We start from the raw sequence: 24131 nt of genomic DNA on the forward strand, positions 1-24131 counted from the left end.
GTGCGACGGGCTTCAGTGGATTACGTGTGGTGAAGGCCTCGGTGGCGGCGTCGAGCTCGTTGGCCATGACGCTGACCTGCGACTTCGACAGGCCGGTGATGCCCAGTGTCTCCACCAGCTTGTCCATCCGGCGGGTGGACACCACAGGAGGTAGCAGGTGGCCACCACCTCGGCCTCGGCATACTGGCCCGCTGCCGACTGACTACCCTCACTTACGACAACCCGAAGTAGGAACCCAGGACATGCCCGCACTCACTGCCTAACTCACCGGATCACGCGGCGCTACACCATTGCCGGGACTTAACCCCTCGACACCGGTCGACACGCTGACCGCTAATACGTCAGTTGCATATTCAGCGTCTTCCATTGCCGTGCATGTTGGATGCTGTTGTACTCGGGCTCGCCGGCGAGCTCGATGCGTGCGCACCGCTGCGTCACCGCAGTCATGATGGTTTCGGTCTCCTGGCGCGCCAAGGCCTGCCCCATACACGAATGCGGCCCAGCAGCAAACGCAACATGCGGGCCTTCCCGGGTCGAGCGGTGGTAATCGAACCGGTCTGGGTCTGCAAACACACGCTCGTCACGGTTGGCTGATGCGAGGAGGACGTAGACCGTCGAGCCAGCGGGCAGAACGGTGCCAGCCACCTCCACGTCCTCGAGTGTCAGACGCGTCACTCCGACTTCCGGAGTGACGAATCGGAGCAGTTCGTTGATCACCTTGGGTCGAACGGCGGGATCGTCTCGGAAAGCGGCGAAAAGCTCAGGGTCCGAGGCCATGCGCTCCAAGCCATGGGCAGTGAGATTAGTCGGTGAGAACTGGCCTGCGGCCAGGAGGAGCAGAATGTTGGCCGTGGTTTCCCGCCGAGTCATGTCACCGCGGTCTTCGGCCTCGAGATAGGCGGCAATGACACCCGGTTGGGGATCTCGGCGCACCTTCTCTATCGCATCGGCACAATAGTCCTCCAGCCACGCACTGCCCTCAGCACCGGCCCGCAGATCATCTTCGGTGGCAACGAGGCCAAACCCCCGAGCAAACTGATACGTGTAATGCCGGACCTCATCGGCATGCTCGGCAGCCATGCCCAGCATCGAGCACGTCGTCGCGTGGATCGGTACGAGGCACAGTTCACGTACCGCCTCGATCTGCCCTGGCGTTTCCGCCTCGGACAGCGCGCGGTCGACGATCGAAGCCGTGGTGGCCATCCAACTGCGTACCGATTTGGGCGTGAACAGCTTGCTGACGAGTCTTCTGTGCCAGGTGTGCGCAGGCGCATCCATACCCACCAGGGAGGAGTGAAGGATGTCAAAGGCCCCGAAATCGAGTTGCTGCACAGAACTCTTTGTGTGCCGCAACAGTGTGGAAACGTCGTCGTACCGCGATACCACATACCTGCCGTCCTCGAGTTTGAGGACCGGAAATTCATCTCGGAGCCGGCGGAAATGCGGGTATGGCTCGTCCAGGAACTCCTCGTGATAGAACGGCAGCAGCTCCGTCTGGTCCGGCGCGGCGGGAGAACCCGCACTCGCGCGGCCCTCATGCGGCGGCGTGGTGGGGGTCATATACAAAGTGTCGAATCACTCGCGCGCGGACACACTAGACGAAGTGTCATGTGCCCGAACGGATAAGGCTGACGCAGTGTCACCGTCAGGCATTTGTGCGCTGAACGCAGCTACAGAATTCAGATGTGTCCAGTGGGTGACGTCCGCACGGCGTATGGCCACACCACGTTGGAATTGTTGAAGTACAGCCCGTTAGCGCGCTCCGCGGCAGACGGGCAGTGACAAAGTGTCGGTAGTTCGCCGCGAGTTCATGACAGTGAGTTTGTTCGGCTTCGACAGATCGCGCGCCTACTCTTGTCGCTTGTGGGCCGCAGTGCCAACTTTGACGGAGTAACCATGTGGTCCACTCCTGCGGGCACGGCCTGATTCTCGGACGTGACGAACTTGTGAAGTATTGACCCCATGGTTGCCGCCAGCACGGAGGTGCTCACGTTTGCCGACATAGCACCAGCGGCGTGGCGCACTCGATTCACCTCGACCTGTAGCCGGCAACTCCGATTCACGAAGGAAATTCGACGAGGTCGACCTAACAGAGGACGCGTGCCAGATCCATCGCCTTGGAATTCTCCGTGGTGGCGACTCTGGCGTCCTGTGGAGGGCGTGTCGCGAGTATGGCTTACCGGTGTTGGCCAATGACGAGGAATCGGCAGGAACCTGAGTGACTACTTCTGACAGTCAAGGAGAGAATGAATTGAACACTGCACCGGTTTTGCGCGAATTGGCCGAGGCATTCAACGCGGGCGACTGGTCTAAACTGCGAGAAATGGTCAGCGATGATGTTGTCGTCGTGGATATCGCGGCGGGTGGCGAAATCTCGACGGGTGCAGATGCATTCGTGCGTGGTGACCAGAACTGGCGCAACGCATTCACAGACTTTGCAGTCGAGATCCTCTCGGTGGTGGGGGATTCCACACATGCAGCGGGAGATTTCATCTTACGCGGCACTCACACTGGCCCGATGCCGACACCGTGGGGTGACATTGCCGCCACGGGTCGGAAAGTCGAACTGCCCTTCGCGATGTTCTGTGAGGTTGTCGAGGGAAAAGTTGCAGTAATTCGGGATCATTACAACCCTGCGTTGGCCATGTCGCAGATCGGGGTTGAACCCAACAGAGCCTGACGGCAGCGCATCATCGAGGCAGCGGTCGGTGTCGGCGCTCACGGTGGGGGATCCCGAGGACCCGGCGACGGACATCGGGCCGATGGCCAGGCCGGATCTGCGCCACCTCGTTGCCGGGCAGGTGGCTGAAACGTTGCGTGCGGGTGCGGATTTGATCGCAGGCGGTAACTCGGTGTCCGATGGCACAGGCTGGTTCTTTCAGCCCACCCTCATCGCCGACGTGCGTCCGGGAAGCCCGGCATACGAAGAGGAGATCTTCGGTCCCGTGGCGGCGGTCCTGACCTTCGCCAGTGATGCCGAGGCGGTTCGTATCGCGAACGCCACACGATTCGGCCTGGGGTCGAGTGTCTGGGGTGCAGACCTCGACAGGGCCTCCCACATTGGCCGGCAGGTGGTTTCGGGAGCCTGTTTCATCAACGCCCCAGTAGCCTCGGACGTCCGCATTCCGTTCGGCGGCGCCAAACGCAGCGGGTTCGGTCGTGAGCTGGCAGACGCGGGAATCCGCGAGTTCGTCAACGCCCGCACGTGGTGGGTGAACGACGACGCCTCGGCCCGAAAGGGTCCGTGACCCTGCGCGGTTGACGCTGTGTGGGCCGTGCGATGGGTTCAGTTGACATTACGTGTGGTGACCTCCTTCACTCTGGTGAGGAGGATGTGATGCGAAAGTAAATGTTCGTACCGACGTCATCAGTTCTCCTGAAGGAGCCTGCACGTGTCCGTGATCGACCATGAAAACTACTTCACCAGCCTGCCGCGGGATTACTACCTCGACGAGGGCCGATTCGCCGACGAACTGACTCGGGTGTGGAACACGCAGTGGGTCTACGCGGGGCATGTCTCCCAGATCCCCAGGCGGGGTGACTACTTCACCTTCAACATCGGTTCCGAGAGCATCCTCGTGGTGCGAGACGAGGACGCGATTCGCGGCGTCCACAACGTGTGCAGGCATCGCGGACTGCAGCTGTGTGATCAACCCACCGGAAAGCTGCCGCGGCGGATCGTGTGCCCGTACCACTCCTGGAGTTACGGACTGGACGGCAAACTGCTGAAGGCGACCCGCCAAGCCGATGGTGAGTTCTTCGATTACCGCGACTTCGGTCTGTTCACCGTCCACGTGGACGTCTGGCACGGCTTCATCTTCGTGAGTCTTGCCGACGAGGCTCCGGCTCCGGTGGCATCGATGATCGATGAGAAGGCCACCGCTGATATGGCGTTGCTGGATCCGACGCGGCTCAAGATTGCCCACGAGATCACCTATTACGCCGATGCGAACTGGAAGCTGCTACTCGAGAATGGTGTCGAGTGCTACCACTGCCCGTCGGTGCATCCGGAGTTCTGCGTTTCGCTCGATGCCCAGGAGATGTCGGACTACTACGAGGACGACTATGTCGGCGATCTGGTCCAGGGTTTGGTCATCCCGGTCAAGCGGGAGCTGGAATCTCTGTCGATGACCGGAAACTACGTGTCGAAGAAGCTACTCGGTGAGTTCGGTCGTGGCGCCGCCGTTCCTGATGACTTCGGGGCCGGATTCATGACACAACCGGGATACGCATGGGGCGGCTTCCATCCCGACTACGGCATGGTGGCCAGCACCCTGCCGATCTCGCCGACCAGATCCAAGATGATCTGTTGGTGGTTCGTGCATGAAGATGCCGAGGAGGGTATCGACTACGACGTCGATGAACTCGTCAAGCTCTGGGATATCACGAACATTCAGGACCTGCACATCCAGGAACGCCAGCAACGCGGACTGTCTTCGCAGCGCTATCTTCCTGGGCCGAACTCGCCCTCGCAGGAACCCGGCATTCGGGCCGCGTTGCGCAAGTACCTGGAGATGATGGGAGAAGCGAACTGAGCACGCAGAGCGCACGTCCGGGACGTCTCACGGGGAAGGCGGCTGTCGTCACCGGCGCGACCAGCGGTCTCGGGCTGGCCGTGGCGCAGGCAATGGCGGCCGAGGGCGCCTCGGTGGTTGCAGTCGGGCGCAACGCCGATCGCGGGTACGAGGTCGTGGAGTCGATCGCGACCGCCGGTCACAATGCGATCTTTGTGCGCGGTGACGTGACCGTCGAGACGGATATCGTCAGGGCGATCGAGGTCTGCCGGTCTGAATTCGGGTCGCTGGACATCATGCACAACAACGCCGCGTTCTTTGTGACCGCGGAACTGCATCAGACGACGACCGACGATTGGGATCGTTCGCTGCGGGCCAACCTGAGTTCGGTGTTCTGGGGTAGTAAGCATGCGGTGCTGGCAATGCGGGAGCAGGGGCGCGGCGGTTCCATCATCAACACCGCGTCTGTGGCAGCCTTCACCGCGACCGCCGACACCGCCGCCTATGTCGCAACAAAATCTGGTGTCATGGGTCTCACCCGGTCCGTGGCACTTGCGTACGCGGCCGAGGGAATTCGATGTAATGCGCTGTGTCCCGGCGACTTCGAGTCACCGATGTTCGACGCCTTTCTGGCAACCCAGAGTGATCCCGACACCGCCCGAAAGGACTTCGAAGCGCTGTACCCGACCAAGCGCATCCTCAAGCCCGGTGATGTCGCCAACGCGGCCGTCTTCCTGGCGTCTGACGAAGCGGTGGGCGTCAATGGGACGTCACTCGTAGTTGACGACGGACTGCTGGCCAAGACGTACTGATCGTTGGAGTCTCCTTCCTTGACCCAGCCAGTTCAATTGCGAGTCGTCTCGGTTACCGCGGAAACCGACGCCGCCAAATCATTTCGGCTGCGAGCACCCGAATCGCTCTCGTACAAGCCGGGACAGTTCCTCACCATTGGCATTCCGTCCGATCGTGGGATGGTGGCACGGTGCTATTCGATGTCGAGCGCTCCTCACGAGGATGACGTCACGATCACCGTCAAGCGAACACCGCAAGGCTTCGCGTCCAATTGGTTGTGCGACAACGTGACGGTGGGGGATACCCTCACCGCGCTGCCGCCGTCCGGAAACTTCGTCCCGCCAGCACAGGATGCCGATCTGTTGCTGTTCGCTGCCGGCAGCGGAATCACCCCTGTCATGTCGATCGCGAAGTATGTGCTTATGCAGACCGACAGGAGGGTGGCGCTGTTCTACGCCAACCGGGATTCTGCGGCAGTCATCTTTGCCGAACAGCTGCGCGCCATGTCCGAGGACCACCCGGAGCGGCTTCATATCGTGCACTGGCTGGAGGAGCTGCAGTCGCTTCCCCGAACGGCTGATCTGCAGCGGTTCGCATCGGTGTACCCGCACTACTTCGCGTACACCTGCGGGCCGGAGCCGTTCATGAATGCGGTCACCGATGCGTTGCACTCGCTTGGGTTTCCCAGCGATCGCTTCAAGAGGGAGGTGTTTCTGTCCTTGAGCGGCAACCCTTTCGAGATCGATGAGGTGGTCTCCGGGCCGGGAGCGAACCTCGCTCGAGTCAAGGGTTCCTGTAATGGTGCAAGCTTCGCCTTCGACGACTGGCCCTCTGATGTGCCGCTGCTGCAGTACCTGCTGTCCAAGGGCGTTGATGCTCCCTTTTCCTGCCGTAATGGCGAGTGCGGCGCGTGCTGTTTCCAGCTGATCGACGGCACAGTCGAGATGGAGTGCAATGACGTTCTCGACTCCTACGAACTGGCCGAGGGGTACCGATTGGCCTGCCAGGCCAAGCCGGCATCGAAATCCATCACCATCACCTACGCCTAGCTAGGACGCATCCGCGCACAGGTCGCGTTGTGTTCGCGCCGGTTAGCCGAGTCCCGTCGTTCCCAGTTCGTGTGCGCCAGTGATGTGGCCTGCGCCCGGCTACGGCGTCGATGATGGATTGGGGCGAGTGTTCCACCCTTCTTCTGGCTACTAGAACCGGATGTAGCGAGGTAGTACCCGACGTAGGCGGCACGGATCTTTTCTGCCACACAATCATTCCCGACTGCAGACGGGAGTCGATCGTCGTTGATGCGAATCGAACGGAACCGCCCATTCATTCAGTCGAGTGTTCGCATACTGCTTGAAGGAATGCACTGGCCGGTCGAGGTCTACGGTCGGCAGCGTCTCCGGTCGTCGTCAGGTCCGATGTCGCGGTCGGCCGACTACAGCGCGGCCAGGATCGCGTCGACTCGATCTTTGGCGTCGCCGAAGAGCATTTGGGTGTTGTCCCGGAAGAACAGCGGGTTCTGCACGCCGGCGTAGCCGGAGGCCATGGAGCGTTTGAACACGATGACGTTGTCGGCGTCCCACACCGTGAGCACGGGCATGCCGGCGATGGGGCTGCTGGGGTCTTCGGAGGCGGCGGGGTTGACGGTGTCGTTGGCGCCGATCACCAGGACGACGGAGGTGCCGTCGAAGTCGTCGTTGATCTCGTCCATCTCGAGCACGATGTCGTAGGGCACCTTGGCCTCGGCCAGGAGCACGTTCATGTGCCCGGGCAGGCGTCCGGCGACCGGGTGGATGCCGAAGCGGACGTCGATGCCGCGGTCGCGCAGCTTGCGGGTCAGGTCGGCGACGCCGTACTGAGCCTGGGCGACGGCCATGCCGTAGCCGGGGGTGATGATCACCGAACTCGCGGATGTGAGCATGTCGGCGGCGGCTTCGGCGTTGATCTCGCGGTGCTCGCCGTAGTCCTTGTCTTCGCTGGGGCCTGCTTCGATGCCGAAGCCGCCTGCGATCACTGAGATGAACGATCGGTTCATGGCTTTGCACATGATGTAGGACAGGTAGGCACCCGAGGAGCCGACCAGTGCGCCGGTGATGATCAGCAGGTCGTTGCCGAGCAGGAAGCCCGAGGCGGCCGCGGCCCAGCCGGAGTAGCTGTTGAGCATCGATACGACGACGGGCATGTCGCCGCCACCGATGGAGGCGACCAGGTGCCAGCCCAGCAGCAGCGCCAGCACGGTCACCGCGACGAGAAGCCACAGTGACGGGTCGATGACGAACCACACTGTCAGCGCCAGGAATGCCACCAGCGCGCCGACATTGAGGATGTTCTTGCCGGGCAGCATCATCGGTGCGGACTTGATGCGCGCCGAGAGTTTGAGGTTGGCCACGATCGAACCCGTGAAGGTCACGGCGCCGATGAACACGCCGATGACGACTTCGGCCGAGTGGATGCCGAGCATGCCCTGCTCGCTCAGAAGCGCGGCCTCGGTCCCGCCGGCGTCACCTTCGACGTGCAGGTAGCCGTTCCAGCCGACGAGGACCGCGGCCAGACCGACGAACGAGTGCAGCAGCGCGATGAGTTCGGGCATGCCGGTCATCTCGACGACCTTGGCCCGCCACAACCCGATCGCGGCACCGACGGCCATCGCGCCGATCAGCAGTGCCAGACCGAGCGGTTCGATCTGGTGGTTGATGGCCAGCGCGATGGTGGCGACCAGCGCGACCGCCATGCCTGTGATGCCGAAGGTGTTTCCCGCCCGCGACGTCTCGTGCTTGGACAGGCCGGCCAGCGCGAGGATGAACAGCAGCGCCGCGACGACGTAGGCCGCGGTGGCGGCGGTTTCCAGAGTGAACATGTCTTAGCTCCTCGTGAACAACGCCAGCATGCGGCGCGTGACCGCGAAACCGCCGAAGATGTTGATGCTGGCGAGCAGGATCGCCACGAAGGCCAAAGCGGTGATCGGGACGTTGCCGTGCCCGATCTGCAGCAGTGCGCCGACCACGATGATTCCGGAGATTGCGTTGGTCACCGACATCAGCGGGGTGTGCAGCGCATGGTGGACGTTGCCGATCACGTAGTAGCCGATCACGATCGCGAGCGCGAACACCGTCAGGTGCACCTGCAGCGCGGTGGGCGACAGCGCGATCAGCGCGAACAGCACGGCGGCGATCCCGAAGGTCAGCCCGAGGCGGCGTCCGGTCGAGATGGGCTCCTTGGCCGGTTTCTGCGCCACCGGTGCGGCAGCGGCCGCGGCCGCGGGCGCGGCCGAGACCTGCACGGGGGGCGGCGGCCAGGTGATCTCGCCGTCGCGGACCACGGTCACCGACCGCTGCACGACGTCGTCGAAATCGAGGCTCAGCTGTCCGTCCTTGTTCGGGGTCAGCAGCTTGAGCAGGTTCACCAGGTTGGTGCCGTACAGCTGGGAGGCCTGCGCGGGCAGTCGGCCGGCCAGGTCGGTGTAGCCGATGATGGTCACGCCGTTGTCGGTGACGACGGCCTGGTCCTTGACGGTGCCTTCGACGTTTCCGCCGTTGGCCGCGGCCATGTCGACGATCACGCTGCCGGCCTTCATCGACGCCACCATCTCGGCGGTGATGATGCGCGGTGCGGGCTTACCGGGGATCAGCGCCGTGGTGATGATGATGTCGACGTCGCCGGCCTGCTCGGCGTAGAGCTTGGCCTCGCGGGCCTTGTAGTCGTCGCCCATCTCTTTGGCGTAGCCCGTGGCCGACACCTCGGCCGCCGCTGGGTCCACCGCCAGGTACTCCCCACCCAGGGACTTGACCTGGTCGGCGACCTCTGGACGCGGATCGGTGGCGCGCACGATCGCACCCAGGCTGCCCGCGGCGCCGATGGCGGCCAGACCGGCGACGCCAGCGCCGACTACGAGCACCTTCGCCGGCGGCACCTTGCCCGCGGCGGTCACCTGACCGGTGAAGAACCGACCGAAGGTGTGCGCGGCCTCGACGACGGCGCGGTAGCCGGCGATGTTGGCCATCGAGGACAGCACGTCGAGTGACTGTGCGCGCGAGATGCGCGGGACGGCGTCCATGGCCAGCGCGGTGATCGGGCGGGTGGCCAACTGCTCGACAAGCTCGGGCTTGAGGGCCGGGGAGAGCAGGCTGATCAGCGTTGCGCCGTCGCGCAGGGCCGCGATCTCACCGTTGTCGGGGGCGTTGACCTTGAGCACCACGTCGGAGGCCAGGGCCTGTTCGGCGGTGCCGATCTCAGCCCCTGCCTCGCTGTAGGCGCCGTCGGAGAAACTCGCGGCGGCTCCCGCGCCGGATTCCACCAGCACGGAATAGCCGAGCTTGATCAGCTGCGCGACCGTCGCGGGCGTGGCTGCGACACGCGTCTCCCCAGGCAGGGACTCGCGTGGTATCCCGATGATCATCGTCAAAGTTCGACACCGCCCTGAACCGCGGTGGCGTGGCCCATCAGCCGCGTTCCGACCCGCTGGTGACGGCTGCAGAGACCGGTACCGCTGACTCCTTGCTGTAGTCGGCCGAGTTCCAGACTTCGGGACGCATGGTGATCAACACCGCCTTGTCGGTGTAGTTCGCGTCGAGGTATTCCTCGATCTCCTCGTCGGAGACGTAGCGACGGACGATGGGGAGTACGCCCTCGCGAGGGATGTCCTCGCGGATGGACGCGGGGCCGCCGACGGAGACGTAGCGGTACGGTGTGGTCTCCTGCTGTACCGCGAGGGAGAACCGACCGGCGGCGCGGATGAGCCGCTCCTTCATCGATCCGAGTTCGGTCCAGATCTCGACATCGCCGGCCTCATCGACGCGGTACCAGATGGGGACGGTCAGCGGCGGCTTGTTTCCCCGCTCGATGGCGATGATGGCGACATGATTGTCGGCGAGGAACTCTGTCCGTTCGGCTGCTGTCATCTTGAGGTCGGTCATGGTCGCGCTCCTATTCGAAGTTTCGAGGCGCCGACGGGGATTCAACGCGCGAATCCCTTCGGCGCCAGCTGTGTTCAACCCTGTGGGGTTGTGGCTAGAACTTAACGATGGCGGGTACGTCGGCGAGAACACACCCGGGTGTGGAGTCGGCCACCCGCAGCAGGAAGTTGAGCTTCTCGATGCGTTCGCCTGAGCGCGGTGCCCCGTTCTTCTGGAACGGCACCGACAGACCCACCGACAGGTCCATCACGACATCGTCGATGACGCCGCCCGACCGGCCGGACGGAATGGTGAAGAGATCGTGATCGACCGCGTAGCGGTAGCAGTCGAGCGCTTCGGTGATCGTGCCGACCTGGTTGGGTTTGAGGATGAACCCGCCCACCGCGGAGGACTCCACTGCGCGCTGCAGTCGATCCCGGTTGGTGACAACCAGGTCGTCACCGAGGATGATCGATTTCTCGATTGTCGCGACGGCCCTCGAGTATCCGGCCCAGTCGTCTTCGTCGAGCAGATCTTCGATGAAGACGAACGGGAACTCGTTGCTGAGTCGCCGGGTGTAGTCGATCAGTTCGTCGGAGCTGACGCGTTCGCCGTTGAGTTCGTAGGTTCCAGTGGCGGCGTCGAACATCTCGCTGGATGCGCAGTCCAAAGCGAAGGCCATGGTGTCGGCCACACCGGCGCGCTCCACCGCGGTCATCATCAGCTTCAGCACTTCTCGCGGGTCTGAGGACGGGCTTGCGAAACCGTAGGAGGAGGCCACCTGCGGTTTGCGCCCCAGATACTCGGTGAGGACCTCTTCGAGCACGCCGAACAATTTCACGCTCTTCTCGACGGCTTCCTGAATCGAGGATGCCTTGTAGGGCATGACGATGAACTCGTTGAACGGTTGCACGACACTGCCATAGCGACCGCCGTTGATCATGTTGAAGCTCGGCACCGGAACCTGGCTCACAGGGCCGGGACCGAAGTGCTCAGCGATCCACGAGTAGGTGGGCAGACCGGCGGCGGCAGCGGTGGCGCGCAGCAGCGCGATGGACGTCGAGTAGATGGAATTGCCACCGAGGCGGCTCTTGTTGGGTGTGCCGTCGAGGTCGATCATGAGTCGGTCGTTGGCTTCGAGGTCGAGTTCGGTGCCGACCAGCGCCGGAGCGATCTCGTTGTTCACCGCGTCGACGGCGCGGTGAACGCTCAGACCGTTGTACTCGGTGGGGTCCTCGTCGCGAAGGATGAACGCTTCGTGCGCCCCGACAGAACTGCCGGTCGGGGCGGCGCCACGGCCGACATAACCGTTGTCCGTGGTGATCTCGACCTCGACAAGGGGTCGCGTCTTGCAATCGAGGAGTTGGCGTGCGGTCACTGAGGTGATCTTCATGATGTCTTTCGAATCCGGGGCGGGTCAGGCCGGTCGCGCGGGGATGTAGAGGATGTTCAGGTCGCACAGATTCGTGCCGGTGTTGCCGGTGAAAACTGCGTCCCCGATGGCCGTAAGTGCCTCGTGGGTGGCGTGGGTGCGTAGTGCCTCGTGCAGGTTCACGCCGAATTGTTCGGCACGCGCCAGGCTCGTCGAGTCACACAGTCCGCCGGCGGCTGTGGTGGTGCCGTCGGTGCCTTCTGAGTCGAGCGAGATCATCGCTGCGCCAGCGGTTTTTGAAGCTGTCAGTGCAAAGCCCGTCACCAGTTCATGACCGGGTCCGCCATGACCACCGATGATGCTGTTGTCCGGGATCTGGGTGGTGGTCTCCCCGGCTGCGATCAGCACGCAGGGCGGGGTGATGGGATTTCCGGTGGCTTGGGCTTCGCGGGCGATGGAGGCGAAGAACGTTCCGGCGTCGCTGCTCTCACCCTCCAGAAAGGAGCTCACGATCATTGCCGGCAGCCCCATCTGCTCGGCCACCTCCTTGGCGTACAGGCAGGAGTCGGGAAGGGTGTTCAACAGGAAATATGTGTTGTCGGGGAAGGCCTTGGGTGTTTCGCCCTCCTCACCGGCTGACTGGAGATAGTCGACGATCGATCGCGGCAGTCGGTCCGCGAGGTCGTAGTTCTCGATGACGGCTCGCGCATCGGCGAGTGTGGTCTTGTCCGGGCCAATCGGTGTCGATGCATAGTCGGCGTAGGGCCGGCTGATATCCCCCGACGGTGGATTGCCCACTGCGTCCGAGATGCCGAAACCGATGAGTTCCGCGCCGGAACGGGCGATGCGCTGGGCGAGTCGGCCGCCGTTGGTCTGTGAGATGTGTCGGCGGATGGCGTTGATCTCGTAGATCCCGGCGCCGCTCTTCAGCAGAACGTCAGTGGCGTCCATCTCATCCTGGAGGGTGATTCCCTCGATGGGACAGCTCATCAGCGCCGACGAGCCGCCCGAGATGACGGCGATGAACAGGTCTTCGGGGCCGGCCTGATCGGCGAGCGCCAGGATCTCTTGTGCGGCCCGATGACCCGTTTCGTCGGGAATCGGATGCCCCCCGACGTGAACCTCGGTGCGGTGGAACCGGTCGCCGTCCTCCGCGATCTTGACGATCGCGATGCCGCGGGTGAGCCGGTCGCCGAGGATCTCGTCGATCGCCATCGCCATGTGATTGCAGGCCTTGCCTGCACCGACCAGATAGATGTTCCGTTTAGTCGACAGGTCCCAAGTGCGGGTGCCGATGGTGAGAATGTCACCGTCGAGGCGCGTGATCGATTTGATCCGGTCGTAGGCGTCCAAACGGGTCAGCACCCGGTCGGCGATGGTCAATACGACCGACCGAGATTCGCTGTCTCCCAAGCGAATGAGGTCGCTGTAGTTCTTGATCTTGTTCACTTCTGATCTCCGAGGGGCGTTGGGTTGCTATTCCGCGTACGGTGCGTCCCACAACACGAGGGGCGTGCCGAGCCCCTTGTCCTGGGCAGTGCGGTAAATCTCGTAGCCCCACGCGAGGTCGAAAACCGACATTCCGCAGGCGACGAACACGGTGCGCCGGGACCTGTTGTCATCGCGCGCGGCGGGTGACTGCAGCACCGTCCCGAGGTCGGTGAAATCCTTGAGAGCCGGCAGCTTTCCGTCATCGATGAGGCGGTACAGGGGGCCGCCGATGACTCCGTCGTACGCGGCCTGCTTGTCGGGGGAGGCAACGGCCTCGTCCACGTAGGCCTCGTGCAGGGCAACGTGATCGAGCACCACGCGGTTCTCCAGCCAGAACGCATCGTCCGCCGAGATCGGTCCGGAGATCAGGACGGTTGCGTCTGGGTGCAGCCAGTCATTCTGGACAACAAGAGGTTTCACGCGTGACGCAGCCACAGTGACGACTTCGGCGCCGGCCAGGGCCGCCTGCAGGTCGTTCTCGACGACGGCGTCGACGCCCAGAGTCAGGCGCGCCCAGTCGGCCAGCTTCTCGGCGGCCGCCTCGAAGATGTCGTAGCAGTAGACCCGTTTGAGGTTCGGCAGCTGACTGGCGATCGCCTTGAGGCAGGCCTTGTTGATCGGGCCACAGCCGAGCACAGCCACCGAACCCGTTGTGGCGCTCGCCAGATGCCGTGCTGCAACCGCTGGGACGGCGCCGGTTCGAGCGGAACTCAGCAGGTTCGCCGACATGAGGCAGAGCGGCTCGCCGGTCTCCTTGTCATTGAGCATCAGCGTCAGGACGGATCGCGGCAGCCCTTTGGCGGTGTTGGCGTGGTTGGAGCCGTACCACTTGTTTCCGCAGACATCGAACCGTCCGCCCAGGTAACCGGGCATGGCGACGAAGCGTCGGTCCGGGCCAGCGAGGGGCATGTTCGGGAACAGGCTGGATGTCGGGAAGACGACGCCCATGCCGTGGCTGTTGTGATTGGGTCCGCCCATCAAGTAGTCGCCCTGCGCGAGCAGTCCGAACACCTCTTCGCATACGTCGACGCAGCGTGCGGCGTCGAGTACGCCGGCATCGATACAGTCCGGTTCGGACAGGAAGAGGAACTCTGTACGTGGACTCATAGTGACTCCTGCAAAAGCGTGGGCAGCCGGAAAGGGCTGGGCGACTGAAGAATTGGAGGGATGGCCGGGGTTCTTCCAAGGCGAGAGAGACTGCCTCGAACTCGGCAGTGCCTACTTTGCCACCGGATGATTGATCGGTCTAGCGATAGATTTCGGCATATAACGTTCGAAGAACTCGATCGATAAAAGGCGGACAGTGTTCATCTCCCTAAGTGGGCCCGCAGGGGCGGCCACATGCCACACGGGCCGGGCTGGCGGACTTTGCCGATCTGCCGTGGGTGCTCAAACCGAAAGGCAAAACCGCGCGAGTATGGCTTGAATCAGCCTGCGGGGCAGCAGGATGACCTGCGATCCACGCCACGCACTCGGGCGTGCGTAACAATGCCCGATGGTGACAAGACGTCAGGCTCATCCGTTCGGGCACATGACACTTCGTCTAGTGTGTCCGCGCGCGAGTGATTCGACACTTTGTATATGACCCCCACCACACCGCCGCATGAGGGCCTCGCCAGTGCGGGTTCTCCCACCGCGCCGGACCAGACGGAGCTGCTGCCGTTCTATCACGAGGAGTTCCTGGACGAGCCGTACCCGCATTTCCGCCGGCTCCGAGATGAATTTCCTGTCCTCAAACTCGAGGACGGCAGGTATGTGGTATCGCGGTACGACGACGTTTCCACACTGTTGCGGCACACAAAGAGTTCTGTGCAGCAACTCGATTTCGGGGCCTTTGACATCTTCCACTCTGCCGTGATTGGAATCGATCCGCCTGCGCACACCTGGCACAGAAGACTCGTCAACAATCTGTTCACGCCCAAATCGGTACGCAGTTGGATGGCCACCACGGCTTCGATCGTCGACCGCGCGCTGTCCGAGGCGGAAACGCCAGGGCAGATCGAGGCGGTACGTGAACTGTGCCTTGTTCCAACGCATGCAACGATGTGCTCGATGCTGGGCATGGCTGCCGAGCATGCCGATGAGGTCCGGCATTACACGTATCAGTTTGCTCGGGGGTTTGGCCTCGTTGCCACCGAAGATGATCTGCGGGCCGGTGCTGAGGGCAGTGCGTGGCTGGAGGACTATTGTGCCGATGCGATAGAGAAGGTGCGCCGAGATCCCCAACCGGGTGTCATTGCCGCCTATCTCGAGGCCGAAGACCGCGGTGACATTACCCGGCGGGAAACCACGGCCAGCATCATGCTCTTTCTGGCGACGGGACACTTTTCGACGGCAACGCTGGCCGCGCATGGGTTGGAGCGCATGGCCTCGGACCCTGAGCTTTTCGCCGCTTTCCGAGACGATCCCGCCGTTCGACCCAAGGTGATCAACGAACTGCTCCGATTCGTCACTCCGGAGACTGGAGTGACGCGTCTGACACTCGAGGACGTGGAGGTGGCCGGCACCGTTCTGCCCGCTGGCTCGACGGTCTACGTCCTCCTCGCATCAGCCAACCGTGACGAGCGTGTGTTTGCAGACCCAGACCGGTTCGATTACCACCGCTCAACCCAGGGACGTCAGCACCTTGCGTTTGCTGCTGGGCCGCATTCGTGTATGGGGCAGATCTTGGCGCGCCAAGCAACCGACACGATCATGACTGCGGTGACGCAGCGGTGCGCACGCATCGAGCTCGCCGGCGAGCCCGAGTACAACAGCATCCAGCATGCACGGCAATGGAAGACGATGAATCTGAAACTAGCCTTCTAGTAGCCTGCCTGCCGTATGGCGGATGGGTCTGCTGCACGAATAGGTGACATCTTGACCTGATCGTGCAGCAGACCCGATCATCTAGTCCAGGGACCTGATCTAAGCTAAGGCATCTTGGGAACGGGCAACGGAGCGATCCAACGCCTCCACGGCGCTTGTATTTTGTGGCGGCGCACGTGTGCGCAACGAAAGGTCGCAGACCGTAGGCGCGTCCTCGCTCGTCGTATGTGGTCAGGCGTCAGACCAAACCCGTCCAAATTACTGTGCCATGGTTGCTTTCGGTAGTGGCGCTCTTCTGTCCGCGCGGCATCGGCCCGGCGAGGCCCATCGAACGGGCCGACCCACGGCCGACGGCAGGGCGATGACATCACAACAAACATCGAGGGTGTAAGCCCTCAACGGACCTTGATTCGGACTTCATCGTTTCAGTCCAACCACATTCGTCCGATGCAGTAACACAAACTCCGCCAGGACCGAGGCGGCTCGTCTGAGTTTGGGATGTTCAGGTCGTCGGTCGGGCGCACCGTCGGTTCTGCTGGTGGTCCCACTTCGCGCGGACCTCGCGAAGCTCGTCAGTGGCCCCTTGCCACCCATTCGTCGTAGCCGACTATCTCGTCGCCGATCTTGGTGGTGTCGCCGTGCCCGGTGTAGACCACGGTGTCCTCGGGCAGCGTGCCGAGGCGGTTCTTGATCGAGTCCAGGATCGTCGGGAAGTCGGAGAACGACCGACCCGTTGCTCCGGGTCCACCCTGGAAAAGGGTGTCGCCAGAGAAGACAGCGCCGAGTCCGGGCGCAAACCAGCACATCGAGCCGGGCGAGTGGCCGGGGGTGTGCAGGCCGATGAGTTCGATACCGCCGGCGCGTACGGTCATGCCGTCGTCGACGGTGTTGAACTCCTTGCCGGGGTGGGCCATCTGCCACAGCACGTCATCGGCGGGGTGCAGCAGCACCGGGGCATCGAGAGCCCGACTGAGTTCGGGGGCGACGATGACGTGATCGTTGTGTCCGTGGGTGCAGATTACGGCGACGACATTGCGCCCGGCGACAGCATCGATGATGGGTTGTGCGCTGTGGGCGGCGTCGAACACCACGACGTCGGAGTCATCGCCGACGACCCAGATGTTGTTGTCGACATCCCAGGAGCCGCCGTCGAGCTCGAACTTCCCGGACGTCACCACCCGGGCGATGTTGCCGGCGCTCACAGGATCACCACCGAACGCAGGACTTCGCCGGCGTGCATCTTGTGGAACGCGTCTTCGATGTCGTCGAGGCCGATGCGTTCGGAGACGAACTTCTCCAGCGGTAGGCGGCCCTGCAGGTACAGGCTGATCAGGGTGGGGAAGTCGCGTTCGGGCAGACAGTCGCCGTACCAGCTGGACTTCAGGGATCCGCCGCGGGAGAAGAAGTCCACCAGCGGCATTTCCAGTGTCATCGCCGGGGTGGGCACCCCGACCAGGACCACGGTGCCGGCCAGGTCGCGGGCGTAGAACGCCTGCTTCCACGTCTCGGGGCGCCCCACGGCATCGATGACGACGTCAGCGCCGAAGCCGCCGGTCAGATTCTGAATCGAGGTCACGACATCGGTGTCTGCCGCGTTCACCGTGTGCGTGGCGCCGAATTCTCTAGCCTGAGCCAACTTTCGGTCGTCAAGGTCCACGGCGATGATGGTTTTGGCGCCCACCAGCGCGGCGCCGGCAACGGCGGCCTCCCCGACCCCGCCGCAGCCGATGACGGCCACGGTGTCGTCGCGGTTGATCGCGCCGGTGTTGATGGCCGCCCCGATACCGGCCATTACCCCGCACCCGAGCAGTCCGGCCACCGCCGGGTCGGCCTCGGGATCGACCTTGGTGCACTGGCCTTCGTGGACCAGCGTCTTCTCGACGAACGCACCGATGCCGAGCGCAGGAGAGAGTTCGGTGCCGTCGGTCAACGTCATCTTCTGGGTGGCGTTGTAGGTGTCGAAACAGAGGTGTGGGCGACCGCGCTTGCAGGCCCGGCACTGGCCGCACACCGCACGCCAGTTCAGGACCACGAAATCGCCGGGTCCGACGTTGACCACACCGTCGCCGACCGCTTCGACAGTGCCCGAGGCCTCGTGACCCAGCAGAAACGGATAGTCGTCGTTGATGCCGCCCTCGCGGTAGGTCAGGTCGGTATGGCAGACCCCGCAGGCAATGATCTTCACCACCACCTCACCGGGCCCGGGATCGGGAATCACGATGTCGGTGACCTCCACGGGGGTCCCCTTGGACCGAGAAATCACACCACGCACTGTCTGACTCATTAACGAAATCTCCATTCTCTCTGGTTCGCCTTGGGATTGGTGTCGCCCTGCTCGTTGGGCTCTGATCCCGACGTCCTGCGGTCCGCGCTAAGTTGCTCGCCTGCGAAAGCAGGACTCAAATTCGACAATTGGTCGGGTACGGAGACTTGGCGTGAGGTCCGCGGGCGATGGCGGGGATCGGTGGGCCGCAGAAGGACTTTGGCTCGTGCGGCCCGGAAGAAGAGAAGTCAGAAGACGGTGTATACCTTCAGCACCGTCTCGTGAAGCTCCCACACACCGCTCCAGCCCTTCGGGAAGACCGCGCTTTCGCCGGAGGTGAGTTCGAGAGGTCGGCCGCCATCCTCGGTCACCGTCATCCGACCGGAGAAGATCGTGAAGGACTCATTGGTCTCGAACTTCCAGTGCGACGAACCGGCCGCACATTTCCATATGCCGACTTCGAGGATTCCGTCACCCGCCCAAAGTTTCTTGCCCTCGGTGGCCATCGGTGCCCCTGTTCCCTCGGGCAGGGGACCCCAGTCTTCGAGTGTCACTGAGTGGGGGTCGGGGATGATTGCCGCGCTCAGCGGTGATGTGCCTGAAATGGTCAATTTTCTCCTGCTATCACGTGTGGAGGTGGTCGGCGTGTGGCCTCACACTTCGGCGGGTGCAAATGTCTCGTGGGCCCACGTGATCGCGGTATCGCAGGGATCGAGACCGCTGTCGGCATCGTGGCGACCGGTATCACCGATCTGCGTTGCACCTAGATCGACGACCGCCTCTATCAGTGTTGCGATCCCGTTGTTGTAGGTGTCGTAGCTGCTGTCGCCCAGGCCGAAGGCGGCAAATCGCGTGGACGAGAGATCGGGCTTCAGGTGTTTCAGTGCGTCGAAGAATGGAATGGCGGTGTCCGGTAGGTCACCTTCTCCATAGGTGGAGGTGATGAGGATGACCATCTGTTGCCCGCAGAGATCCTCCACGGGGTAGTCCCCCATACTGTGGACCTCGCCTGTGAATCCGAAAGTAGCTAGCGCCGTGGATATTTCGTCGGCAACCATCTCGGCGTTGCCGGTTTCGGTCCCGAAGAGGATGGTGGCTGTTGTCACTGGTCCGACTCCCTGCGTGGTTGTTGTTGCGCCCGGGTATCGCCGACAGTCTGCGCTGCATGCAGTGCAGCGTGAGAATCAAGTGCTGCCATTGCGATCGAGAGCATGTGCTTGCGATCGGTAATCTTGCGCCGGCACCGGCCGGGCGGGGCTTCTCTCTTTTCGAAGGCCTCGATTCGCTGCCAATCTGCGAAAGACACGACATTCCGAAGTGACGACGCCACCGCGGTAAAGCCCGCTCGGCCGATTTCGAGCCGCCCGCTCACCACGTCGTCGGTGATGGCGTCGACCACTCGTTGAGCGTCCTTGCGGTTCTCGGGAATACCGCCTCGCGGTCCACGGCTGAGCCAACCCACCCGGTATACGTTGTCCCCCGACCACTCCCCGGTCGGACAGCTCTGGTCCTCTTGAGCCCCATGGGTGAATCCAATTGCAGTGATGACGGAATCAACGACGATTTCGGTCACGGGAGTAGGCCCATGGGGCAGCCTTGCCCTCAGAAGTGTGCGACCGCCGCTGCTTTCGATCGATTCAGGAGTGAGTTGGAAGTGTAGCCGCACTTGAGTGCGCGTCTGTTCCGGTGGGAGGGAGTTTGTGGCGGTGCCGATGTGCGGACGCAGCAGATCTGCTGCGGGCCCGTTGTCGTTGTCGCTCAGGCCGGTTACGGTGACGTCGATGTTCGGCAGGGACAAAAGTTCTCGCAACATGGCAAGGTCGAACTTCGCGTGAGACAACCCAGATCGGCTGATGACGTCGATGCTGCTGGGTCTCCTGGGGCGGAGTTGCTCGAGTAGTTCATCGTCGATGTCAGACCCATCCAACTCCTGGGGATCTTTCGCCATCAGTCGAACCACATCGATGGCGACGTTACCCATCCCGACTACGGCCAACTGCCGCCCGAGTGCGGTATAACGTCCATCTGAGTTGCGCGGAATCGCTTGTACCGGATAGCTGTTGAGTGCGCGGAGTAGTGTTCCAGCTCCGATCACGCGCGTCCCTGCTTGCCTGGGAATCTCCAGTGGTCGATCCTGAGGAAGCCCGGTCGCGAGTACAACGATGTCGAAACAACGAGCAAGATCTGCGAAAGTGATGTCGGCGCCGACCGAAACGTTACCGGCGAACCGGACGCCGTCGCGCGTGAAGAGTCGGTCGAACTGACGTGTCACGTTCTTGGCGCCCTGATGGTCGGCCGCGATACCGTAACGGACAAGACCGTAAGGCGCCGGCATTGACTCGAAGACGGTGATCTCGGATCCCGGCCACTTCTTCGTAAGGAAGGACGCGGCATAACATCCAGACGGCCCACTCCCGACCACTGCGATTGTGGGGTGCGGACAGCTCGAGGTGGCGTCGTCGAACGCCTCAGGTGGGGTGCAGCGCTCCGTCTCAGCTGGTAATTGAGTTGCGCTAGAGCGTTTCTCGTCAGTCATTCCTGCACTTTCGCTGTGCGAGACGTGGGAACTACGTTTGCGGATCCGGGGTAAGGGCCGCCCGCTCGAGTGTCGGAGGTGGACAGCAGGCGCAGAAGTGGCGACCACGCAGTCCTCACAGTACGGAAGGTGTTACCGACGTTACGCGGCCAAAGTGTCAGAGGATTTGGAGCGGCATGCGTCAGATTGTCAAGCATGCTTCTGCTGGAGCGCGGCCCGATTCGCGAACGACCCCCCCAAACCGCTCCGGCTGGGAGTCGGGCGGGTGGAGGGCCCTGCGACGGGAGTGGCGAGTCCCCGTTTCTGAGTCCACCCGTTTCTAGAGTCGGGTTGGTGTGATCCAGATTCAGTTGATGCTGCAGGCCATCGGGGTGTGGCTACACCTGCAGACCGCAGCGTACTCGGCCGGTGTGCGGTAGCCCAGGGCCGAGTGCCGGTGGCGGTGGTTGTGGTCGGCCTTGAAGTCGCCGATGACCACGCGGGCCTCGAGCAGGGTGTTCCAGTGGTTGCGGTTGAGGCACTCCTTGCGTAGCCGGTTGTTGAACGATTCGATGTGTCCGTTGTTCCACGGCGTGCCCGGTGGGATATACGACATGCCGAATCTCCCGTCGCAGAACTGTTGCAGTGCTTGAGAAATGAACTCCGGACCGTTGTCCATCCGCAGCACCTTCGGTGGCCCGCCCGCCGCGGCGAACACTTTCTTGAGCTCGTCGACGAGCCGCTCGGCAGTGATCGAGCGTTCGACGATGTTGAGCAGCGACACCCTCGTGTGTTCGTCGATCATCGACGCGATCTTGATCGCCTTGCCGTCGATAGTGGAGTCGAACTGGAAGTCGATCGCCCACACCACGTTCGGCGCGTCGGCCACGATCGGCGGTATCGAGGAGATCCCGGCCCGCTTACGCGGACTACGGACCCGCACCTGCAGTCCCTCCTCGCGCCACAGACGGTGGATCTTCTTCTTGTTGACCTCACGGCGCTCGTCGTAGCGCAACGCCGCCCAGGCACGTCGGAACCCATGGCACGGGTGCTTGACCGCGTAGGAGCGCAGCCAGGCCCGCATCTCGGCGTCAGGATCGGCGGGGGTCTGCGACAACGGCAGACGTCGGCCGGTGGAACGGGCCAGCCAACAGCTTTGCACGCCAACCGTTCCGACATGCCCAACGCGGTGGTGAGCATGTCGACGGCGCGGCGCTTGGCAGCTGGGCTCAGAATTTTCCCTTCGCGACCTCCCGCAAAGCGTCCTTGACCAGCTCGGCCTCGGCGAGCAGGCGCTTGAGGCGCGCGTTCTGCTCACGCAACTCCTTGAGCTCTTTGGCGGCGTCAGTGTCCATGCCACCGTAGGAGCGGCGCCAGTTGTACAACGTCGCCGGCGACACCTCCAGCTCCGCGGCGATCTGCTCGCCGGTCTTGCCTTCGGCAGCCAACTCATCGGCGCGGCGCAACTTGCGCACGATGTCCTCCGCGGAATTCCGCTTCCGACCAGCCATACGTTCATCGTCCCTTCTCGCCCTACATCGGGCTACAGGACTCTAAAACTGGTTGGACTCAGTCAGTGGGAACACGCCAGGAGCGACCGATCAGTCAGCCCCAGCGGGATGGTCGATCGCCTCACCATTCATCACTCCGCGGTTGCGGTCTGCACCTTCGCGTAGAACTTCTGGAGCTGCTCACGGATCTCCCATTCCCCCACGAATCCGTCTTCCATGAGGAAGGAGACGCCCGGGGACAGTTCCAATGAGGTGCCGTCTGCAGAACGCAGAACTCCGCTGCCACTGATGATGTGAATGACCTCGTCGAATCCGCGTGGAGCTGTTGTGAACCGGCCCGGCGTCACCTCCCACAGACCGGACTTGAAGCATTCGCCCGCAACAGCTTCGGCAAGACGTGTGGCGGGTTTTCCCTCTGTGACACGCTCCGGTGCTACAGGCGTGAAGGGGGTCCAGTTGGTGTCGAACTTGTTCATTGCTGTCCCTGCTCTCCAAGGTGGGGTTGAGTGCGGTCGTCGATCGTAAGGCGTTGTCATCGCTGTGTCCTCACGAGACTGAAGTACTTGACGATGTGTCGCTGACGGTGGAATCCTCCTTGACACTTCGTTGATGTGGCGCATGCGCCCAGCCGTTGCAACCTTTAAGAGCACGGACGGCTCGTATGGGTTGACATCCAGCCAGGGCCGGACTTTGCACGAGAACAGGTTTCGTAAGGTCCGAGTCGCGGAGGAGCGTTATGTCGAACAGTAGGTGGACAAATCTATTTGTCGCGTACCTGGCATTGGTGGGTGCATTTCTGCCCTATGTCGGGTGGAGCCCCAGCATTGGCACCATCAGCGAGGAGCTGAGCCTGAGCTACTCGCAGGCCGGCGGGATCTCCTCGATCACTGGCCTGGTCGCAGGTGTGATGATCCTGATCGGTGGTGTCGTGGCTTCCCGATGGGGAAGCAAGAACGTCATCATGGCCGGTCTGGCCGCCGGGGTGCTGGGGCAGGCGGTCTTTGCTATGGCCGACGGATTTGAACTCATCATCGTTGCGAGGGTTCTTGCGGGCGTCTCGGTGGGGTTCTTGTGGGTCGCGACCTACACCATGGCCGCGAACTGGTTCCGGGACAGCAAGATGACCGGACGTGCAGTTGGCGTCATGCTGTCCGGGGACGGAGTGGGGGCGGTGCTGAGTCTGTTCGTCTTCTCGGCTGTGCTTACCGCCTTCGGCTGGCGCATGGGCTTGACTGTTCAGGCTGTCTGCATGGGTGCCGTCCTCATCGTGGTGATGTTGGTGTCGAAGAACGCGCCCGTCGCCGGGGTCCAAGCGCTGAATTCTCTCCCCGCGGATCCGGTGGCGGGTGTCTCTGTTGAGCGGACGTACCGCTCTCTGTTGAACCGAAATGTCCTTTCAGCGCTGCTCTTCTGGATTGGTGGCGTCGGCCTGTTCGCCGCGATCGCGAGCTGGATGCCGTCAATCCTGATCGAAGAAGCAGGCATGTCGGAGTCACTGGCGGGATTCCTGACCTCGCTGTTCTCCATCGCGGGCGCGGCGGCGGCACTGTTGGTGCCCATCCTCGCCGAACGGCTGGGCAGTACGAAGAGGATCATCACGGTTGGTGGATTCGTGACAGCGGGTTCGCTTGCGGCGATGACGCTCTTCCTGGCCACCGGAAACTACGTCCTGGTCGCCGTGCTCGTTCCGCTGATCGGCGTCGGCGTATATGCGAGTGAATCGCTGTCATTGGCCGAAGCCATCGAGTCAGTCCAACCGAAGTTTGCGGGTGTGGTCAACGGCATCATCGTCGGAACCCCCTGGATCGTCAGCGGATTCGCCTATCCGTACCTGTTGGGCGCCGTCAAGGATGCCACCGGCAGCTTTGTTCAGGGTTTTGTGGTGCTGACCATCGCCACCATCGTGCTGTGCGCCGTCACGCCGTTCTTCATCAAAGAAACGGCCACTGTCGCACAGCCGAACTCCGACGCGCTGG

General features: G+C 62.7%; 20 protein-coding genes and 2 pseudogenes. 7 read left to right on the forward strand and 15 right to left on the reverse strand.

Annotated features, from left to right (window positions below; translation table 11 throughout):
• Nucleotides 1-22: 22 nt before the first annotated feature.
• Both G6N34_RS27440 and G6N34_RS27445 read right to left on the reverse strand, forming a co-directional pair.
• Nucleotides 23-180 (reverse strand): annotated as a pseudogene (locus G6N34_RS27440) (transposase); the annotation flags it as partial.
• Between the two features lie 153 nt (nt 181-333).
• Complete coding sequence (locus G6N34_RS27445) at nt 334-1560, reverse strand: cytochrome P450 (RefSeq protein ID WP_163645579.1); 1227 nt, start codon at nt 1558-1560, stop codon at nt 334-336.
• 658 nt (nt 1561-2218) lie between these two features.
• Between G6N34_RS27445 and G6N34_RS27450 the strand changes: the two genes are divergently transcribed.
• From G6N34_RS27450 to G6N34_RS27470, 5 genes are all read left to right on the forward strand, one after another.
• Nucleotides 2219-2680, forward strand: a complete 462-nt coding sequence (locus G6N34_RS27450; protein ID WP_085152344.1) for an ester cyclase — start codon at nt 2219-2221, stop codon at nt 2678-2680.
• A 28-nt stretch (nt 2681-2708) separates the two neighbouring features.
• Nucleotides 2709-3248 carry an aldehyde dehydrogenase family protein gene (locus G6N34_RS27455; protein WP_235680632.1) on the forward strand — a complete coding sequence of 180 codons (540 nt, stop codon included), beginning with the start codon at nt 2709-2711 and terminating at the stop codon, nt 3246-3248.
• A 150-nt stretch (nt 3249-3398) separates the two neighbouring features.
• Nucleotides 3399-4535 (forward strand): aromatic ring-hydroxylating oxygenase subunit alpha, encoded by a 1137-nt coding sequence (locus G6N34_RS27460; RefSeq protein ID WP_133057721.1) that lies wholly within the window; start codon nt 3399-3401, stop codon nt 4533-4535.
• Nucleotides 4532-5326: an SDR family NAD(P)-dependent oxidoreductase gene (locus G6N34_RS27465; protein WP_085150406.1), complete on the forward strand. Its 795-nt coding sequence runs from the start codon at nt 4532-4534 to the stop codon at nt 5324-5326. The genes G6N34_RS27460 and G6N34_RS27465 overlap by 4 nt, the downstream gene beginning before the upstream one ends.
• Before the next feature lie 18 nt (nt 5327-5344).
• Nucleotides 5345-6355, forward strand: coding sequence for a ferredoxin--NADP reductase (locus G6N34_RS27470; RefSeq protein ID WP_085150404.1), 1011 nt, complete (start codon nt 5345-5347; stop codon nt 6353-6355).
• Nucleotides 6356-6738: 383 nt separating this feature from the next.
• Here G6N34_RS27470 and pntB read toward each other — a convergent pair whose 3' ends face one another.
• The 6 genes from pntB to G6N34_RS27500 form a co-directional block, all read right to left on the reverse strand.
• On the reverse strand, nt 6739-8160 hold the full coding sequence (gene pntB / locus G6N34_RS27475; RefSeq protein ID WP_163645581.1) for a Re/Si-specific NAD(P)(+) transhydrogenase subunit beta: 1422 nt from the start codon (nt 8158-8160) through the stop codon (nt 6739-6741).
• Between the two features lie 3 nt (nt 8161-8163).
• Entirely contained in the window at nt 8164-9699 is a 1536-nt protein-coding gene (locus G6N34_RS27480) for a Re/Si-specific NAD(P)(+) transhydrogenase subunit alpha (RefSeq protein ID WP_163645583.1), read from the reverse strand.
• Nucleotides 9700-9742: 43 nt separating this feature from the next.
• The gene (locus G6N34_RS27485; protein WP_085156817.1) at nt 9743-10216 is read right to left on the reverse strand and encodes a pyridoxamine 5'-phosphate oxidase family protein; all 474 of its coding nucleotides are present in this window, start codon (nt 10214-10216) and stop codon (nt 9743-9745) included.
• Between the two features lie 94 nt (nt 10217-10310).
• Nucleotides 10311-11591 (reverse strand): phosphopyruvate hydratase, encoded by a 1281-nt coding sequence (gene eno / locus G6N34_RS27490; protein ID WP_085156814.1) that lies wholly within the window; start codon nt 11589-11591, stop codon nt 10311-10313.
• Between the two features lie 21 nt (nt 11592-11612).
• Nucleotides 11613-13016: a glycerate kinase type-2 family protein gene (locus G6N34_RS27495; RefSeq protein ID WP_085156811.1), complete on the reverse strand. Its 1404-nt coding sequence runs from the start codon at nt 13014-13016 to the stop codon at nt 11613-11615.
• Between the two features lie 27 nt (nt 13017-13043).
• Complete coding sequence (locus G6N34_RS27500) at nt 13044-14165, reverse strand: tyramine oxidase subunit B (protein ID WP_085156808.1); 1122 nt, start codon at nt 14163-14165, stop codon at nt 13044-13046.
• Between the two features lie 474 nt (nt 14166-14639).
• Here G6N34_RS27500 and G6N34_RS27505 point away from each other — a divergent pair, with 474 nt between their 5' ends.
• Entirely contained in the window at nt 14640-15866 is a 1227-nt protein-coding gene (locus tag G6N34_RS27505) for a cytochrome P450 (protein WP_163645585.1), read from the forward strand.
• Nucleotides 15867-16438: 572 nt separating this feature from the next.
• Here the strand turns inward: G6N34_RS27505 and G6N34_RS27510 are convergent.
• The 7 genes and pseudogenes from G6N34_RS27510 to G6N34_RS27540 form a co-directional block, all read right to left on the reverse strand.
• Nucleotides 16439-17044 (reverse strand): MBL fold metallo-hydrolase, encoded by a 606-nt coding sequence (locus tag G6N34_RS27510; protein ID WP_179965858.1) that lies wholly within the window; start codon nt 17042-17044, stop codon nt 16439-16441.
• 20 nt (nt 17045-17064) lie between these two features.
• The gene (locus tag G6N34_RS27515; protein ID WP_085150253.1) at nt 17065-18150 is read right to left on the reverse strand and encodes an S-(hydroxymethyl)mycothiol dehydrogenase; all 1086 of its coding nucleotides are present in this window, start codon (nt 18148-18150) and stop codon (nt 17065-17067) included.
• A 227-nt stretch (nt 18151-18377) separates the two neighbouring features.
• Nucleotides 18378-18635, reverse strand: coding sequence for a cupin domain-containing protein (locus G6N34_RS27520; RefSeq protein ID WP_085150251.1), 258 nt, complete (start codon nt 18633-18635; stop codon nt 18378-18380).
• Nucleotides 18636-18782: 147 nt separating this feature from the next.
• Nucleotides 18783-19235, reverse strand: coding sequence for a flavodoxin domain-containing protein (locus tag G6N34_RS27525; RefSeq protein WP_085150249.1), 453 nt, complete (start codon nt 19233-19235; stop codon nt 18783-18785).
• Nucleotides 19232-20665 (reverse strand): NAD(P)-binding protein, encoded by a 1434-nt coding sequence (locus G6N34_RS27530; RefSeq protein WP_109788353.1) that lies wholly within the window; start codon nt 20663-20665, stop codon nt 19232-19234. Before G6N34_RS27530 ends, G6N34_RS27525 begins: the two co-directional genes overlap by 4 nt.
• A gap of 346 nt (nt 20666-21011) precedes the next feature.
• Nucleotides 21012-22155, reverse strand: a pseudogene (locus G6N34_RS27535) (IS3 family transposase).
• 131 nt (nt 22156-22286) lie between these two features.
• Nucleotides 22287-22631, reverse strand: coding sequence for a cupin domain-containing protein (locus G6N34_RS27540; protein ID WP_163645588.1), 345 nt, complete (start codon nt 22629-22631; stop codon nt 22287-22289).
• A 260-nt stretch (nt 22632-22891) separates the two neighbouring features.
• Between G6N34_RS27540 and G6N34_RS27545 the strand changes: the two genes are divergently transcribed.
• A partial coding sequence (locus G6N34_RS27545) for an MFS transporter (RefSeq protein WP_235680633.1) occupies nt 22892-24131 on the forward strand: 1240 nt, incomplete at its 3' end.

This window comes from Mycolicibacterium confluentis (genome assembly GCF_010729895.1).
GTDB classification, from domain to species: Bacteria; Actinomycetota; Actinomycetes; order Mycobacteriales; family Mycobacteriaceae; genus Mycobacterium; species Mycobacterium confluentis.